This window comes from Sideroxyarcus emersonii (assembly GCF_021654335.1).
GTDB lineage: Bacteria > Pseudomonadota > Gammaproteobacteria > Burkholderiales > Gallionellaceae > Sideroxyarcus > Sideroxyarcus emersonii.
In genome coordinates this window covers 405,632-420,428 of record NZ_AP023423.1, presented here as the reverse complement: position 1 = coordinate 420,428, position 14,797 = coordinate 405,632, and the positions used below count along the sequence as shown (strand labels likewise).

General features: G+C 60.5%; 14 protein-coding genes. 5 read left to right on the top strand and 9 right to left on the bottom strand.

Annotation, left to right across the window (positions count from 1 at the left end):
• Genes ybgC through L6418_RS01955 form a run of 7 tightly spaced genes read right to left on the bottom strand, consistent with a single transcriptional unit; the run spans position 1 to position 5,073 of the window.
• On the bottom strand, positions 1–405 hold the full coding sequence (gene ybgC / locus L6418_RS01985) for a tol-pal system-associated acyl-CoA thioesterase (protein WP_237247810.1): 405 nt from the start codon (positions 403–405) through the stop codon (positions 1–3).
• Positions 398–1,453: a Holliday junction branch migration DNA helicase RuvB gene (gene ruvB / locus L6418_RS01980; protein ID WP_237247809.1), complete on the bottom strand. Its 1,056-nt coding sequence runs from the start codon at positions 1,451–1,453 to the stop codon at positions 398–400. Before ruvB ends, ybgC begins: the two co-directional genes overlap by 8 nt.
• Positions 1,450–2,031 (bottom strand): Holliday junction branch migration protein RuvA, encoded by a 582-nt coding sequence (ruvA, locus tag L6418_RS01975; protein WP_237247808.1) that lies wholly within the window; start codon positions 2,029–2,031, stop codon positions 1,450–1,452. Before ruvA ends, ruvB begins: the two co-directional genes overlap by 4 nt.
• The gene (locus L6418_RS01970) at positions 2,028–2,978 is read right to left on the bottom strand and encodes a prenyltransferase (RefSeq protein WP_237247807.1); all 951 of its coding nucleotides are present in this window, start codon (positions 2,976–2,978) and stop codon (positions 2,028–2,030) included. Before L6418_RS01970 ends, ruvA begins: the two co-directional genes overlap by 4 nt.
• Positions 2,975–3,493, bottom strand: coding sequence for a crossover junction endodeoxyribonuclease RuvC (gene ruvC, locus L6418_RS01965; protein ID WP_237247806.1), 519 nt, complete (start codon positions 3,491–3,493; stop codon positions 2,975–2,977). The genes L6418_RS01970 and ruvC overlap by 4 nt, the downstream gene beginning before the upstream one ends.
• A 15-nt stretch (positions 3,494–3,508) precedes the next feature.
• Positions 3,509–4,348: a hypothetical protein gene (locus L6418_RS01960; RefSeq protein ID WP_237247805.1), complete on the bottom strand. Its 840-nt coding sequence runs from the start codon at positions 4,346–4,348 to the stop codon at positions 3,509–3,511.
• Positions 4,348–5,073, bottom strand: coding sequence for a YebC/PmpR family DNA-binding transcriptional regulator (locus L6418_RS01955; RefSeq protein WP_237247804.1), 726 nt, complete (start codon positions 5,071–5,073; stop codon positions 4,348–4,350). Before L6418_RS01955 ends, L6418_RS01960 begins: the two co-directional genes overlap by 1 nt.
• 163 nt (positions 5,074–5,236) lie before the next feature.
• Here L6418_RS01955 and L6418_RS01950 point away from each other — a divergent pair, with 163 nt between their 5' ends.
• Together L6418_RS01950 and L6418_RS01945 are read left to right on the top strand one after the other, a co-directional pair.
• Positions 5,237–7,156 carry a ribonuclease catalytic domain-containing protein gene (locus L6418_RS01950; RefSeq protein WP_237247803.1) on the top strand — a complete coding sequence of 640 codons (1,920 nt, stop codon included), beginning with the start codon at positions 5,237–5,239 and terminating at the stop codon, positions 7,154–7,156.
• Entirely contained in the window at positions 7,153–8,025 is an 873-nt protein-coding gene (locus tag L6418_RS01945; protein WP_237247802.1) for an energy transducer TonB, read from the top strand. Before L6418_RS01950 ends, L6418_RS01945 begins: the two co-directional genes overlap by 4 nt.
• A 297-nt stretch (positions 8,026–8,322) precedes the next feature.
• Here the strand turns inward: L6418_RS01945 and L6418_RS01940 are convergent, their stop codons facing one another.
• Positions 8,323–9,612, bottom strand: a complete 1,290-nt coding sequence (locus L6418_RS01940) for an HD-GYP domain-containing protein (protein WP_237247801.1) — start codon at positions 9,610–9,612, stop codon at positions 8,323–8,325.
• Between the two features lie 7 nt (positions 9,613–9,619).
• Positions 9,620–12,070, bottom strand: coding sequence for a sensor domain-containing diguanylate cyclase (locus L6418_RS01935; RefSeq protein WP_237247800.1), 2,451 nt, complete (start codon positions 12,068–12,070; stop codon positions 9,620–9,622).
• A 216-nt stretch (positions 12,071–12,286) separates the two neighbouring features.
• Between L6418_RS01935 and L6418_RS01930 the strand changes: the two genes are divergently transcribed.
• From L6418_RS01930 to L6418_RS01920, 3 genes are read left to right on the top strand one after another with little or no spacing between them, the layout of a single operon-like run.
• Positions 12,287–12,589, top strand: a complete 303-nt coding sequence (locus L6418_RS01930) for a DUF2946 family protein (RefSeq protein WP_237247799.1) — start codon at positions 12,287–12,289, stop codon at positions 12,587–12,589.
• Positions 12,590–12,649: 60 nt separating this feature from the next.
• Positions 12,650–13,864: a TonB-dependent receptor gene (locus L6418_RS01925; protein ID WP_237247798.1), complete on the top strand. Its 1,215-nt coding sequence runs from the start codon at positions 12,650–12,652 to the stop codon at positions 13,862–13,864.
• A 25-nt stretch (positions 13,865–13,889) separates the two neighbouring features.
• Positions 13,890–14,786: a metal ABC transporter solute-binding protein, Zn/Mn family gene (locus L6418_RS01920; RefSeq protein ID WP_237247797.1), complete on the top strand. Its 897-nt coding sequence runs from the start codon at positions 13,890–13,892 to the stop codon at positions 14,784–14,786.
• Positions 14,787–14,797: the final 11 nt, after the last annotated feature.

The following is a 14,797-nucleotide window of genomic DNA, read 5'->3' as shown; positions in this document are numbered from 1 at the left end:
TCAATCCCAATGTTTACGCAATACGTCCGGCACGCTCACCGGCTTGAAGGTTTTCATGTCCACGCAGACCAGATGCACCTCTCCTTCGGCCAGCAATTCCTCACCGCGCAGGATCTGCTGCGACACGGTGACGCGGCTGCGCCCGACCTCCTTGATGCTGGAAGTGACCGCCACCAGGTCGTCCAGCAGGGCCGGTTTCAGGTAATCCAGCTTGAGCGAGCGCACCACGAACACCATGCCCAGCTCCTGCATCAGCCCCGCGTTGCTGTAGCCGAAGGTACGCAGCCACTCGGTGCGCGAACGCTCCATGAAGTTCACATAGCTGGCGTGATAGGTCACGCCGCCGGCATCCGTGTCCTGGAAATAAATCCGGACCGGCCATGAGAACACCTTGTGCTTACTCATCCCACAATTCCTTGTTGTTGCCGCTGCGCGGCTGGATCAGCCCGAAATGCTGATAAGCGTTCGCCGTCGCCATGCGCCCGCGCGGCGTACGCTGCAGGTAGCCCTGCTGGATCAGGTAAGGTTCCAGCACATCCTCGATGGTGTCGCGCTCTTCGCCGATGGCGGCAGCGAGGTTGTCCACCCCGACCGGTCCGCCCATGAATTTCTCGATCACGGTCTGCAACAGCTTGCGGTCCATCACATCCAGCCCGCGCGAATCGACATCCAGCATGGTCAGCGCGGCATCCGCCACTTCGCGGTTGGCATCGCCGCCTGCCTTCACATCGGCGAAGTCACGCACCCGGCGCAAGAGCCGGTTGGCAATGCGCGGCGTGCCGCGCGAACGTTTTGCGATCTCCAGCGCGCCATCCTGGGTCAGGCTCATCTCCAGCAGCGAGGCCGAACGCATCACGATGCGCTGCAACTCTTCCGCCGTGTAGAACTCCAGCCGCGCCACGATGCCGAAACGGTCGCGCAGCGGGTTGGTCAGCATGCCGGCCCGCGTGGTCGCGCCGACCAGCGTAAACGGCGGCAGATCGATCTTCACGGAACGGGCCCCCGGCCCCTCGCCGATCATGATGTCGATCTGGTAATCCTCCAGCGCCGGATAGAGTATCTCCTCCACCACCGGCGACAGGCGATGGATCTCGTCGATGAACAATACGTCGTGCGGCTCCAGATTGGTCAGCAGGGCCGCCAGATCGCCCGCCCGTTCCAGCACCGGGCCGGAAGTATGGCGGATGTTGACACCCATCTCGCGCGCGATGATCTGCGCCAGCGTGGTCTTGCCCAGACCGGGCGGTCCGAACAGCAGCACGTGATCGAGCGGCTCTTTGCGCTGTTTCGCGGCCTGGATGAATATCTCCAGCTGGCCGCGTATCTTCTCCTGCCCGACATATTCGTCCAGCTGCTTGGGGCGCAGCGCGCGCTCCAGTGCCTCTTCCTGCTGCGAGACAGGCGCAGCGGAGATGAGGCGCGGTGCGGCGGAAAGGTCGTCGTGCTGGATCATGCTCTGGATAATAACTTAAGCGCCTGGCGAATGCCGTCCGAGACGCCGGACTCCTTCGGCAACTGCTTCGCCGCCCAGTCCGCTTCTTTCTCGTTGTAACCCAGCGCCAGCAAGGCATTGACGATATCGCCGCCGGACGATGCGGCCGGCATGCCAGATGACGTCCCGGGCGCGCTCGCCGCAAACTTGCCCTGCAGTTCCAGCAACAGGCGTTCGGCTGTCTTCTTGCCCACGCCGGGAATCCTGGTCAGGCGCGAAGCATCCTTGTCCGCCACCGCAGCCGCAAGGTCGGCGATGCTCAGGCCCGACAGCACGGAAAGCGCGAGCTTGGGGCCGACGCCGCTGATTTTCAGCAGCTGGCGGAAGGCAAGGCGCTCTTCCTGGCTCAGGAAGCCGAACAGCAGATGCGCATCCTCGCGCACGATGAGCTGCGTGTGCAGCGTGACCTTTTCCTGCAACGCGGGCAGGTTGTAGAAGGTGCTCATCGGCACGTCCACCTCGTAGCCGACGCCCTGCACATCCAGCAGTATCTGCGGCGGGTTCTTCTCCAGCAGGATGCCGCTCAGTCTTCCGATCATGTATTTCCTTTACTCAATATCAACGCCAGCGACAGTAACGCCCCATGCGCCATCATCGCCCCGATGGTCAGCTTGATCGCATCGCCCAGCTGTTGGGGCTGTGCGGCGTGACGCAACAGCAATCGCGACGCCCCCGCGCTCAACGGCAATGCGAACAGCGCCAGCAGGGCGAGCAACGGCAACCGGCCCAGCGCCACGAGCGCCAGCAACCAGATATACGCCAGCGCGACGATCAGCACATACCCCCAGCGTGCCTGCCGCACTTCCAGGCGCGCCACCCAGTGCAGCTTGCCGGCGGCGGTGTCGGCTACGCGATCGGGGAACTGGTTGATGTAGAGCAGGTTGGTCACCAGCAGCGCGTACGGCAATCCTGCCGCAAAAGGCGCGGCTGCAAAACCCTTGCGCTGCACGAAATCCGCACCGACGGTGATGGCAAGAAATCCTGCCGCCACGCACAACTCCCCCAGGCCGCGGCTGTTCAGGCGAAAAGGCGGCGCCGAATACGCCCAGCCGATGAACAACCCCGCCAGCCCGACGTAAAACAGCTGCGACGCGGAACGGGCCATCAGCCACAGCCCGGCAGCAGCCACACACGCCATCAGCACAAACCCGAGGTTGCGCGTCTGCGCCAGCGTCAGCACGCCGTTCTGGATGAAGCGGCTGCCGCCGGTGAAGGGGAAGATGCGCCCGGTGTTCTGCGCATCGGTGCCGTTGAGCGCATCGTAATAATCATTCAGCACGTTCACCCCGGCATGAGCCAGCAGTGCCAACAGCAGCGTGATCAGCGCGAACGGGACATCGAACGCCAGGCCATCGTGCCAGGCGACCGCCAGCCCGATCGTGCAGGCCATCAGGCTGGCCGTCAGGAAGGCCGGCCGCGTCGCCGCGAAATAACGTGCGAGCGGGTTCTGGAATGCTGCGAGCGTCGGTTCCATCGGTTGCGTCATACCAGTCTCCCCCCCCGTACACGAAACCCCTTGGTCGCCAAGGCCCCCAACCCCATGCCGCCGTGCGCATGGCAGATGGCGCAGGCCAGCGCATCCGCCGCATCCGGACTGGGCGTGCCGGACAGTTTGAGCAGGCGCTGCACCATCGCCTGCACCTGCTCCTTGTCGGCGTGGCCGTTGCCGACCACCGCCTGCTTCACCTGCAGCGCGGTGTATTCCGCCACCGGCAAATCCGCCTGCACCGCTGCACAGATGGCCGCGCCGCGCGCCTGGCCGAGCAGCAGCGTGGACTGCGGGTTGACGTTGACGAACACCTTTTCCACCGCCACCTGCTCCGGCTTGTGCCGGGCGATGACCTCGCCCAGCGAACTGAGGATCACTTTCAAGCGCCCCGGCAATTCGCCGTCCGGCGTCTTGATGCAACCGCTGGCAACGTAGTGCAACTGCTGGCCTTGCTTGTCGAGCACACCGAACCCCGTGATGCGCAGGCCGGGGTCAATACCTAAAATGCGCACCGAGCCACTCACTGATTATTTTGGCTTGTAGCCAAATTTAACTAACTGCCCCATCAAATAATCCTCAAGATTATTTATGTGCCCATCTTTGACCTCGATCAGTTTCAGCCCATTCTGTCGATACATCTCCAGCTTTCTTTCTTTTCTTTCCTTATATTTAGGATTGCTTTCCATGCCCCAGAACTCAATATAGAGATTAAATTCAGGCAGAAAAAAGTCGCAGTACATTGTCTGCTCTATCGGCACCAAACGCTCATAGGCATGGACAATTCGATTCTCATAGAGCAACCCGTCAATCATCGCTTCACCACGCGAGCGCACCATATGTCCATCAGATGCGCGAATTGTCGGGGGAAACCGCTCACGAAACCCTTCCTCGCTCTTGTCTGCCGCACCTTCAGTCATGAGAGGATTTTGCGTAACAACTGGCGGCGCTATTTCAACTAAAACAAGCTCATCAACTGCTTTTTGAAGAATGCGCGACTTGCAAATATCTGGATGCCAAACAACATAAGGGATTTTGTTTTTAAAATAAATATTCTTCTGCGCCTTCAATTTCTCACCAAGCTCTGTTGGCTTCCACCCTTTTCCCTCTTTTTCTATCCAACCAAGATCAACCAAGACCCTGTTAATTTGCTTTGCATCAAGCTTGAAATGTTCGCCCAGCGCCGTTGCGCTCAACATGCCATTGCTTTCACCATTAGGCGCATCAGAGTCCTTTGAGACTTGATAGATAGCTGACTCTTCCTCCACCCTATGCTTTGCTTTCCAATGTTCGTAACAAAGAACATGCCCCTGCTTCTGAACAGCCTTCTTGCAACCCTCCACAGAACACAGAGCAAGGCCGCCCATCATCACTCCTCGATCACCGCGTTGGTATAGACCTGCTGCACATCGCCCAGGTCCTCCAGCGCGTCCAGCAGCTTCTGCATCCTGGCCGCGTCTTCGCCGGCAAGCACCACCTCGTTTTCCGCCTTCATGGTGACTTCGCCCATCTCCGGCTTGAAGCCGGCCGCTTCCAGGCGCTGCTTCACCGCCATGAAATCATGCGGCGCGGTGATGACCTCGATGCTGCCGTCGTCGTTATTGATGATGTCTTCGGCGCCCGCGTCCAGCGCCACTTCCATCAACGCATTCTCGTCGGTACCGGGGGCGAAGACCATCTGGCCGCAATGCTTGAACATGAACGCCACCGAGCCGTCGGTGCCAAGGTTGCCGCCATGCTTGACGAAGGCATGGCGCACATCGGCCACGGTGCGGGTCTTGTTGTCGGTCATGCAGTCCACCATCACCGCCGCGCCGTTGATACCGTAGCCTTCGTAGCGCAGCTCCATGTAATCCACGCCTTCCAGCTCCCCGGCGCCGCGCTTGATGGCACGCTCGACGTTGTCCTTCGGCATGTTGTGGTCGTAGGCCTTTTCCATCGCCAGACGCAGGCGCGGATTGATGTCCGGATCGCTGCCGCCGAGTTTCGCCGCAACGGTGATCTCCTTGATCAGGCGGGTGAATATCTGGCCGCGCTTGGCGTCCTGACGCCCTTTGCGGTGTTGAATATTCGCCCATTTACTGTGGCCGGCCATGACGCTTCCTCGAATATGAAAAATAAGCCGGATGTTAACATTTCGCGCCACATAGGCCAAAACCAGGCACCCCGGCCGCGCCGCGCCACACAGATGCGCACGAAGGAACTTTGCTGCCGGACTGGCGGGTTATAATCCGCCGGAATTTTTTCAGCACTCCCCAATGAACATATTTTACGAAGAAGAAGGCGGTTTCAAGGTCGGCAACATCCTCGCCGACAACACCACCTCCCTGCAGGTCGAGAACACCCACGGCAAGCGCAGCAAGATCAAGGCGGCCAACGTCATGTTGCGCTTCGCCCAGCCCGGGTTGTCGGAGTTCATGACCCAGGCGGAACAGGTCGCCGCCGGCATCGACGTGGATTTCCTGTGGGAAGCCTGCCCGGCGGACGAGTTCGATTTCGACGCCCTGGCCAGGGACTACTTCGGCCATGCGCCGAATCCCGTCGAAGCGGCAGGGGCGCTGATCCGGCTGCACTCTTCGCCGATGCATTTCTACAAAAAAGGCAAAGGCCGCTACAAGGCAGCGCCTGCCGACGCACTCAAGGCCGCGCTGGCCAGCGTGGAGAAGAAGCGCCTGCAAACCGAACAGCAGGCGCGCTATACCGAAGAACTCACGCAGTTCAAACTGCCGGCGGAATTCGACGGCAAGCTGGATGCGCTGCTGTACAGGCCTGACCGCAACACCATCGAAGTCAAGGCGCTGGAAGCGGCCTGTGCCGCCACCCACCTGTCGGCGGCACACCTGCTGGAACGTTGCGGCGCGCTGCCGTCCACGCACGATTACCACCTGAACAAGTTCCTGTTCGAGAACTTCCCGCGCGGCACCGGCTTTCCCGAGGTCGCCGTGGCAGAACATCCGGAATTGCCGCTGGCGCCGGTCACCGCCTTCAGCATCGACGACGCCAGCACCACCGAGATCGACGACGCGTTCTCGGTCGAGCAGCTGCCGAACGGCAACTGGCGCATCGGCATCCACATCGCCGCCCCCGCGCTGGGCATCGCTCCCGGCTCGCCCATCGATATCATCGCCGCACAGCGCATGTCCACCGTGTACATGCCGGGCGACAAGATCACCATGCTGCCGGACAACGTGGTGCAGGCCTTCACGCTGTGCGCGGACAAGGTCTGCCCGGCACTGTCGCTGTATGTGGAGGTGGATGCCGCAACGCTCGCGATCCTCGGCAGCGAAAGCCGCGTCGAGCGCCTGCACATCGCCTCCAACCTGCGCCACGACACGCTGGAACCGCTGTTCAACGAACAGACACTGGCGGCAGGCAAGCTCGACTACGACCACGCCGCAGAATTGAAATTGTTGTGGGACTTCGTGCAGAAACTGGAAGCCGCGCGCGGCAAGTCCGCCGACAACAGCACGCAGCAGATCGACTACACCTTCCACGTCGAGAACGACCGCATCACCATCGGCCACCGCCTGCGCGGTTCGCCCATCGACAAGGTGGTGTCGGAACTGATGATCCTTGCCAACAGCACCTGGGGCAAGCTGCTGGACGACCGCAAGGTGGCCGGCATCTACCGCACGCAGAACAACGGCAAGGTGAAGATGAGCACCGTCGCAGCGCCGCACCAGGGCCTGGGCGTGTCGCACTACGCCTGGTCGAGCTCGCCGTTGCGCCGCTATGTCGACCTGGTGAACCAGCGCCAACTCATCAGCGTGCTGCGCGAGGAAACGCCGGCCTACGCGAAGAACGACACTGCGCTGTTCGCCATCCTGCGCGACTTCGACACCGCCTACACCACCTACAATGAATTCCAGCGCAACATGGAACGCTACTGGTGCCTGCGCTGGCTGCTGCAGGAAAAAGAAAAAGTGGAAGCCCTCACCCCAACCCTCTCCCGCATCGCGGGCGAGGGGGCAAACGACTCGCTGCGCGAACTTATCCTTCCTGCGATCGTACTGCGCGAGAACCTGGTCAAGTTCGCCGACATCCCGCTGGTCGGGCGCGTCCCGTCGTTGCCTGAATTGCCGCCCAGTACCAGGGTGACCCTGGAGATCGCCTCGGTTGACCTGCTCGATCTGGAGTTCGAGGCGCGCTATCTGGCCAGCCAGGAAACACCCGCATGAGGTACCCGCCCGTCAATGTGCTGCGGCCCGACAGTCAGCGCCTGACGTTTGCCATGCTGTCCTCGCTCGCCGTGCACGCCTTCGTCCTGTTCGGCATCGCCTTCATCGTGCCGGACTGGAAGAACATCCCCGTCTTCAGCCAGCCGCTGGAAGTCGTGCTGGTCAACAGCAAATCGAGCAGCCGCCCGAACAACGCCACCGCCTATGCGCAAAGCAACCTCGATGGCGGCGGCAACACCGAAGATGCGCGCCATGCCAAGACGCCCTTCCCCGCCATCGGCGATGCGCAGCGCTTCACGCCGGAACAGACCGCCCAGCGCCTGCGCCAGCTGGAACAGGAAACCAAGCGCCTGCTCACCCGGGACAAGAGCGACTACAGCGTGGCGGAGGACAAAACGCAGGAACAGCAGAACAGCTCCGGCGCCGACGGGCGCGACCTGGTGGAACGTTCGCTGGAAATTGCGCGACTGGAAGCGCAGATCAACAAGAGCCTCGACATGTACGAGAAGATGCCGAAACGGAAATTCATCGGTGCGCGTACGCAGGAATACCGCTACGCCCAGTATGTCGAAGACTGGCGCGCCAAGGTCGAACGCATCGGCAACCTGAACTACCCCGAGGTCGCGCGCAGCCAGAAGATCTACGGCAGCCTCACCCTCACCGTCTCCATCAAGGCAGACGGCAGCGTGGACAGCATCGAGATCAACCGTCCGTCCGGCCAGCGCATCCTCGACGCCGCCGCCATCCGCATCGTCAAGCTCTCGGCTCCTTTCGCCCCGTTCCCCCCCGACATCCGCAAGGACACCGACATTCTCAGCATCACCCGCACCTGGACCTTCACCAGCAGCGACAAGCTGGAAAGCGAGTAGCGCTGAGAGCAGTGCACTAAAAGTAGGCGGCATTCTAATTTCGCAAGCTCAATAAGAGTTGCCGCTCAGCGGGGCCCCGCATGCGGGGTGTGAACGTCCGCGAGTGGTTGCCGTTGCCGAGACTTGCGCACTATGCATTACCCAGCCATGACCGAGGCAACCGCTGGAGTAACTCCGCGACACTGCACTTGCGGGGTGTGAGCATCCGCGAGTGGCCACCGTTGCCACAACCCACGCATGCTGCAGCACCCGACCTTTACCGGGGCAACCGATAGAGCGGCTTCGCGGCGCCAGGCCTCACAGCAATGCTTCAACCTCCCTGACCCATGCGCTCAACGGATGCGCAGCCGGTACCGGGTCTTCCACGGCGACAGCAGGGCAACGGCGTTTGATCTCCTGCAGGATGCTGTGCAGCTGCCACAATGTCTCATCCAGCAACAACCGCGCATCGAAACAGGCACGCGCATCCTCATCGAAGCCAATCCAGTCCTCTCCATTCATATCGAGGTTCAATCCGGCATCGACGATTTCCATCTTCAGGTTCAGCATGCGCTCGCTGGCAAATGCACACGTCAGGTCCGAGCTGTCAAACCCGCTGCGCGCCTTTTCCCAGGCTGAAAATACGGCGGCAATTTGCGCCATTTTCTCCTGCGCCAACTGCTTGTCGATCTCGGAACAAAAGGGCACCTCGCTCTCTTCCCGATAAAAAACCTTGAGGAAAGGAACCAGGTCTCCGCCATATCGGCGCTGGTTCAGCTTGAGCATGGTTTCCAGCTTGGATCCACCACCGACTTCGCCAGTGGCACTCCGACTGGCGACCACCTCGGCGATGCCGATTATCCGCCCGAACTGTCCGAGTTCGCCCGCTTTCAAACCCCGCGGATAGCCGCTGCCGTCCAGTCGCTCGTGATGCTGCAGAACCGCATCCACCACTTTCTGCCGGTATTCCGGGTACGCCTTCAGGATCATTCCGCCCGTCACGGTGTGGACATAAAGATGGCGCCGCTCCGCCTCTGTCATCTTGTAGTCGCCTTCCAGCAATCTCGGATCCACGTGCAACATGCCGATGTCGTGCAGCAAGGCGCCAGTGGCCAGGTCGACCAACTGGTTCTTGTTCATCTGCAACTGCATGCCGATATAGGCACTCACCAGCGCCACATAAAGGCTGCGCTGGAAAAGGTCTGCCTTCGTTTCGCGCATGACCGTCAATTTGAATGCAATCGCCGGGTTGAGCGGCAGCTGCTTGAGGACAAGCGGCAATGTCACGCCATCCAACTGGCTGCCCTGAATCAGCGCCAGCCGTGTGTCTTGCTGCATCATCCGTTCGGCACTTTCTGCCAGGCTTGCGCGAGTGACCGCATCCTCGGTGGACAGGCTCTCGTCCAGCGGGGGGACGAGTTTATGCTGCAGCAAACGCTCATACAGCGAACTGTCGATCCGCATGCCGGCGCTGATGAGCTTCATTCCCGAGGCGGCAAGAATATCCCGGTTGGCGACCACGGGACGCGCATCCCCCATTTGCGTCACGCTGCGCAGATAGTGCGGATCGCTCAGCTGGCTTTCGGCAAGGGATGTCGATTCGTTCATGGCTGGTTCACCTGTCGCCCTTCAACATTTCCGGCTGGAAGAGTTTTGCATTGTTGCGCCCGCTCTGCTTGGCAAAATACATCGCAATGTCGGCGTTCTTGAGCAGCGACTTGTCCTCATCGCCATGCGCCGGGTAAAGGGCAATGCCGATACTGGATGAGATATGGATCTCATGGCCGGCCAGTTCGAACGGCTGGTCGAGCGAATACAGGATTTTTTCCGCCACCATCATGACATCCTGTTCTTTGCCCATGCCGGACAGCAGCACAATGAATTCATCCCCGCCGATACGCGAGATGGTATCCACCTCGCGCACGCAGCGCAGCATGCGCACCGCCACCTCTTTCAGCAGCAGGTCGCCGACATCGTGACCCAGCGTGTCGTTGACCGGCTTGAAGTGGTCGAGATCGATGAACATGACTGCCAGCTGCGACTTGTTCCGTCTGGCAATAGCCAGCGACTGCTGCAGGCGATCGGTGAACAATGCCCGGTTGGGCAGCCCGGTAAGGGTGTCGTAATGCGCCATGCGGCGCATCTGCTCTTCCAGCTGTTTCGCCTGGGTAACATCGTCGTAGATCGCGATGATCTCCCCATTCGGTAATTTATATACGTAATTTTCCCGCCATCCTGCAATCCGGCCATCCAGATAGAACGAAACCGGATGATGCTCGGCCGCACCGCTCTTCCAGACGCGTTTCAGCACATCGAACAGGCCGAATTCCCTGATTCCGGGAAACACATCCACCACGCTCTTGCCAATCATGTCCTTGCGGCTCACCTTGTCGATTCGTTCGGCGGCGTAATTGAGGTCGGTGATGATGAAATCATTGTCCTCCGGGGACACCTGGAAAACCGCAACGCCGCTGTTCAGGTTCTTGAACAATTCCTTCAGGCGGAATTCGCTTTCCTTCAGTTCCCTGGTCCGGTGTTGTACCTGCGCCTCGACGCGAGCGGTGTAACCCGTGCCAAGCAGCAGCAATGCGCCCAGCAAGCCGACGCCGAACGTCCCCATGGCAAGTACTGCCCAGCTTTGCCAGCCGCGATGCCGCTTGAGATAGGCCGCCGTCGGCATGGTTTGCAACCGGTAATGACGGCCACCGAATTCGAACTCGCGCTCGAACGGTATTTTGGGAGGAAGCGAGGCAAAATTGTCGTAGATCGTGCTTCGCGCATCGTCATCGATGAGGCGAACATGCAGCAGACCGCTTGCGGGTGGCAATATCCTGTCGATGAAATCCCTCACTTTGAGCACGGTAAGGACAACACCGATTTCGTGGCCGGTGAGTTGCACAGACTGCATGATGAGTATCCCGCTTTGGTTCTCGGCCTGAACCAGAATGATGGGAGCAGAGGCAGACACCACGCCTTTTACGAAGGACTTTTCCAATGTTTCCAAGCGCTGCGGCGTCGATGCCAGGTCGAAACCCAGAGCCGGCTGGTTGCCTTCGAGCGGCTCGACATAAGTCACGGGGAAATACAAGCTGCGTTCCGCCGCCCTGACCATATGGCCATTCGCAGCGCGATCCCTGATTTCAAATCCCCGGATTGCTTTGCGCTCGGCCGCCTCGAAACCCGGCCGGCGGTATGAGTCGATACGCGGTGCCCATTCGAAGGCCTGGATCATGGGAAAGCGGGTCAATATATTCTGGGCAAACCGCTGGAATTCCTGCCGGGAAACATAGCTATGGGGATCATGGACGAACAATCCCCGCATACCTGCCAGTACGGCATCCTGTTCGTCCAGTTTGATCTGTATCTGGCTCAGCGACTGTTCTGATATCTGGCGGAATTCCCTGAGCGAATCGTCTTGTTCCCATTGGTTGGCTCTCAGGAACAACAGGACGAACAGCGCAAACACCAGCCCCATCGGGACGGCTACCGTCCATAGGCGCCGCTTCCACAAAGGTCGCGGCTCGCCGAACAACACCATCGCAATCGGCAGCAGCACCATGATGCCCAGGGAATCGCCTGTCCACCATGAAAGCCAGTTCTCGGCGAGACTGTCGACATCCAGGATACCCAGCGCCCAAAGTCCGGCGACCGATACGCTGGCGCTCATCACACATACGAGGGGAGTCAGGAACAGGAACTTGAAGACATCCCTGGTTCTGTCAAAGGCGGCGGGATACCCGATTGCGCGCCGCAATAGCCATCCGCCCAGGGCTGCCTGCAGCAAGGAAGCCACGGCGATGACCAGGGCGACAATGAGGCTGATCGCAGTAATTGTGTGGCTGGCTGAATAAGCAACCCAGACATTCAGCAGGAACGAACCCAGGAAGATCGATGGCAGCGCACTGTTGCCGATGATGAAAGTGGCGGCAAGGGCAATACCGGCAGGAGGGAAAATGGCGGCAGCGTATCCCGGCGGCAGCGCCAGCATCAATGCCGCCTTCCCGCTGGTCACATAGGCGACTATGACCAGCAGAAACGCAAACGCATTCTTGTATGCCACTCTCATCCTGGTTTCCGCTTCTGAATTATTTTTTAGTTAGTGGGCGGATCATGTCGGCTGAAGTTCGCACTTCGCAAGTATTTCGGTAACACCTTGCCACGCCGCATTAATTTCAATACTACGCCCGATCCCTCAAAGTGTCTAACACGCCGGGGGAAGCCGCTGGCCGCTTTATTCTGTGCCAGCTTGGAATACACCGGGACGGCGGTTAGAATGCCGCCCATGTTGCGCTCCCTCTTCCTGAAATCGCTGCTCGTCCTCGCTCTGCTGTTCGCCCAGCAGGGCGCGTTCGTCCACGGCATCGGGCATACGATGGCGGAACAATCGCAGGATCAATCGCTGCCGCACGACAAGCACTGCGACCTGTGCGCGGTGTATGCCCAGATCGGCAGCGCGATCGGGGTCAGCCACATCCATTTCGATTTCGCGTCCGCGTTCGAAACGACCCATGCCGCTCCCTCCTTCGCCTTCCGCTCGCTTGCGTTCACCGCGTTCACCGCGCGCGCGCCGCCCTGCTCCATTTAAAGCCGTTCCTCCTCCCCGCAGCGAAGCGCGCGGGGTTCTGCATGCTTTATTGGAGTAATCATGTTCAAGAAGATCTGTTCGAATACGGCTTTTGCCGTACTGTTGGGCCATTCCCTCGGCGCATTCGCGCATGACACGAGCAGCGACAATGCCTTCAACCCGGCGCTGTGGCTGATCCTTTCCGGCACCTATGGCAACATGCAGCGCGATCCCGCGATCCCCGCCACGGGATTTGCCATGAGTCCCAACCCGGCGCAAACCCAGGGCTTCAGCCTGGGTGAATCCGAGCTGGGTGTCGCCGCCGATATCGACCCCGAGTTTCGCGGCTTCGCCACTTTTTCCATCCTGTCCGCCAGCATCAGCGTGGAGAATGCCTTCGTGCAAACCTCAACGCTGGGCAACGGGCTCAATCTCAAATTCGGCCGCTTCTTCTCGTCGCTGGGCTACCTGAACGAACAGCACGCGCATGCCTGGGATTTCGTCGACCAGCCGCTGGTGTACAACACCATGTGGAACAGCCAGTTGATCGAGGACGGCATGCAGCTCAAGTGGCTGGCACCGACCGACATGTTTGTCGAGGTCGGCGGCGAGGTCGGCAGGGGCTTCGGCTATCCGGGCACGGATACCCCCAGGAATGGCAGCGGCGCAACCGTGCTGTTCGCCCATATCGGCGACGATATCGGCATCGAGCAAAGCTGGCGGGCCGGCATCTCGGCCCACCAGACCAGGCAGACCAACGCTCAGAGCACCGCCGTGCCGGATTTGCTGAACACACCGGGCGGCGTCAGCGACAGCTTCAACGGGAACAGCAATACAGCCGGACTGGATTTCATCTGGAAATACGCGCCCAACGGCAACTTCCGCGAACGCTACGTGAAAGTGCAGAGCGAATATTTCCGGCGCAGGCAAGATGGCATGCTGACCTATGCCACGCAGCCGGGCGGTGCGAACATCGCCGACCGCTACATCGACACGCAAAGCGGCTGGTATGTGCAAAGTGTGTACCAGTTCATGCCGACCTGGCGCACCGGCTTGCGCTACGACCGGCTCGACCCCGGCGTCGCCACGGTCGGTGCGCTGAATGCCGGCAACGTCATCTCCAATTATGCCTATACCCCGTCGCGGATCACCTGGATGGCCGATTACAACGCCAGCGAGTTCTCGCGCATACGTTTGCAGCTGGTGCGCGACAACTCGCGGCAGGGCCTGCCGGACAACCAGCTTTTCCTGCAATACATCATGAGCATGGGCGCGCACGGCGCGCACCAGTATTGATACACGCGACCCGAAAGGAAAAATCATGCAAAGAATCCTCGGTACCCTCTTGCTGTTGCTGCTGAGCGGCAACGTGCACGCCGCACTCAACGTCTTCGCCTGCGAACCCGAATGGGCCGCACTCACGCAGCAGCTTGCCGGCAGCCAGGCAAACATCTACACCGCCACCGGCCCGCTGCAAGACCCCCACCAGGTGCAGGCTCGCCCCAGCCTGATCGCCAAGGCCCGCAGCGCGCAACTGCTGGTGTGCACCGGCGCCGAACTGGAAGTCGGCTGGATGCCGGTGGTGCTGCGCGAATCCACCAACAGCAATATCCAGCCCGGCAGTGCCGGGCATTTTGAAGCGGCAAAATATGTCGCCATGCTGGAAGTGCCCAGCCGCCTCGACCGTGCCGATGGCGACGTGCATGCGGCCGGGAACCCGCACATCCAGACCGATGCTCGCAATTTCCTGCCGATCGCCGATGCGCTGAGCAAACGCCTGATCGAGCTCGATCCGGCGAACACCGCGTACTACCAGCAGCGCCACGCCGCCTTTGACCAGCAGTGGCGCGCCGCCATCGCGAAATGGGAGAAGCAGGCCGCCCCACTGAAAGGCGTGGCTATCGTGGTGCACCACAAGGGCTTCCCCTATCTGAACGACTGGCTGGGCTTGCATGAAATCGCCGAACTGGAACCGAAACCCGGCATGGAACCCAGCGCAGCCCATCTGGAAAAAGTACTGGGCGACCTGCAGCAGCATCCGGCACGCATGGTGTTGCGCGCCGCCTACCAGAACGAGCGCCCGTCGGAATGGATTTCGGAGCGCGCGCATATTCCGGCCGTGATGCTGCCCTTTACCGTGGGCGGCACACCGCAGGCGACCGACCTGTTCGGGCTGTTCGACGACACCATCCAGCGCCTGCTGGCGGGATTGCATTAGCACGCTCATTC

Coding starts and splice junctions, on each gene's coding strand:
- L6418_RS01970 (WP_237247807.1), bottom strand. CDS start 2,978: ATGACGCAACCGATGGAACCGACGCTCGCAGCATTCCAGAACCCGCTC.
- L6418_RS01925 (WP_237247798.1), top strand. CDS start 12,650: ATGTTCAAGAAGATCTGTTCGAATACGGCTTTTGCCGTACTGTTGGGC.
- L6418_RS01960 (WP_237247805.1), bottom strand. CDS start 4,348: ATGATGGGCGGCCTTGCTCTGTGTTCTGTGGAGGGTTGCAAGAAGGCT.
- ybgC (WP_237247810.1), bottom strand. CDS start 405: ATGAGTAAGCACAAGGTGTTCTCATGGCCGGTCCGGATTTATTTCCAG.
- L6418_RS01940 (WP_237247801.1), bottom strand. CDS start 9,612: ATGAACGAATCGACATCCCTTGCCGAAAGCCAGCTGAGCGATCCGCAC.
- L6418_RS01920 (WP_237247797.1), top strand. CDS start 13,890: ATGCAAAGAATCCTCGGTACCCTCTTGCTGTTGCTGCTGAGCGGCAAC.
- ruvB (WP_237247809.1), bottom strand. CDS start 1,453: ATGATCCAGCACGACGACCTTTCCGCCGCACCGCGCCTCATCTCCGCT.
- L6418_RS01955 (WP_237247804.1), bottom strand. CDS start 5,073: ATGGCCGGCCACAGTAAATGGGCGAATATTCAACACCGCAAAGGGCGT.
- L6418_RS01935 (WP_237247800.1), bottom strand. CDS start 12,070: ATGAGAGTGGCATACAAGAATGCGTTTGCGTTTCTGCTGGTCATAGTC.
- L6418_RS01945 (WP_237247802.1), top strand. CDS start 7,153: ATGAGGTACCCGCCCGTCAATGTGCTGCGGCCCGACAGTCAGCGCCTG.
- L6418_RS01950 (WP_237247803.1), top strand. CDS start 5,237: ATGAACATATTTTACGAAGAAGAAGGCGGTTTCAAGGTCGGCAACATC.
- L6418_RS01930 (WP_237247799.1), top strand. CDS start 12,287: ATGTTGCGCTCCCTCTTCCTGAAATCGCTGCTCGTCCTCGCTCTGCTG.
- ruvA (WP_237247808.1), bottom strand. CDS start 2,031: ATGATCGGAAGACTGAGCGGCATCCTGCTGGAGAAGAACCCGCCGCAG.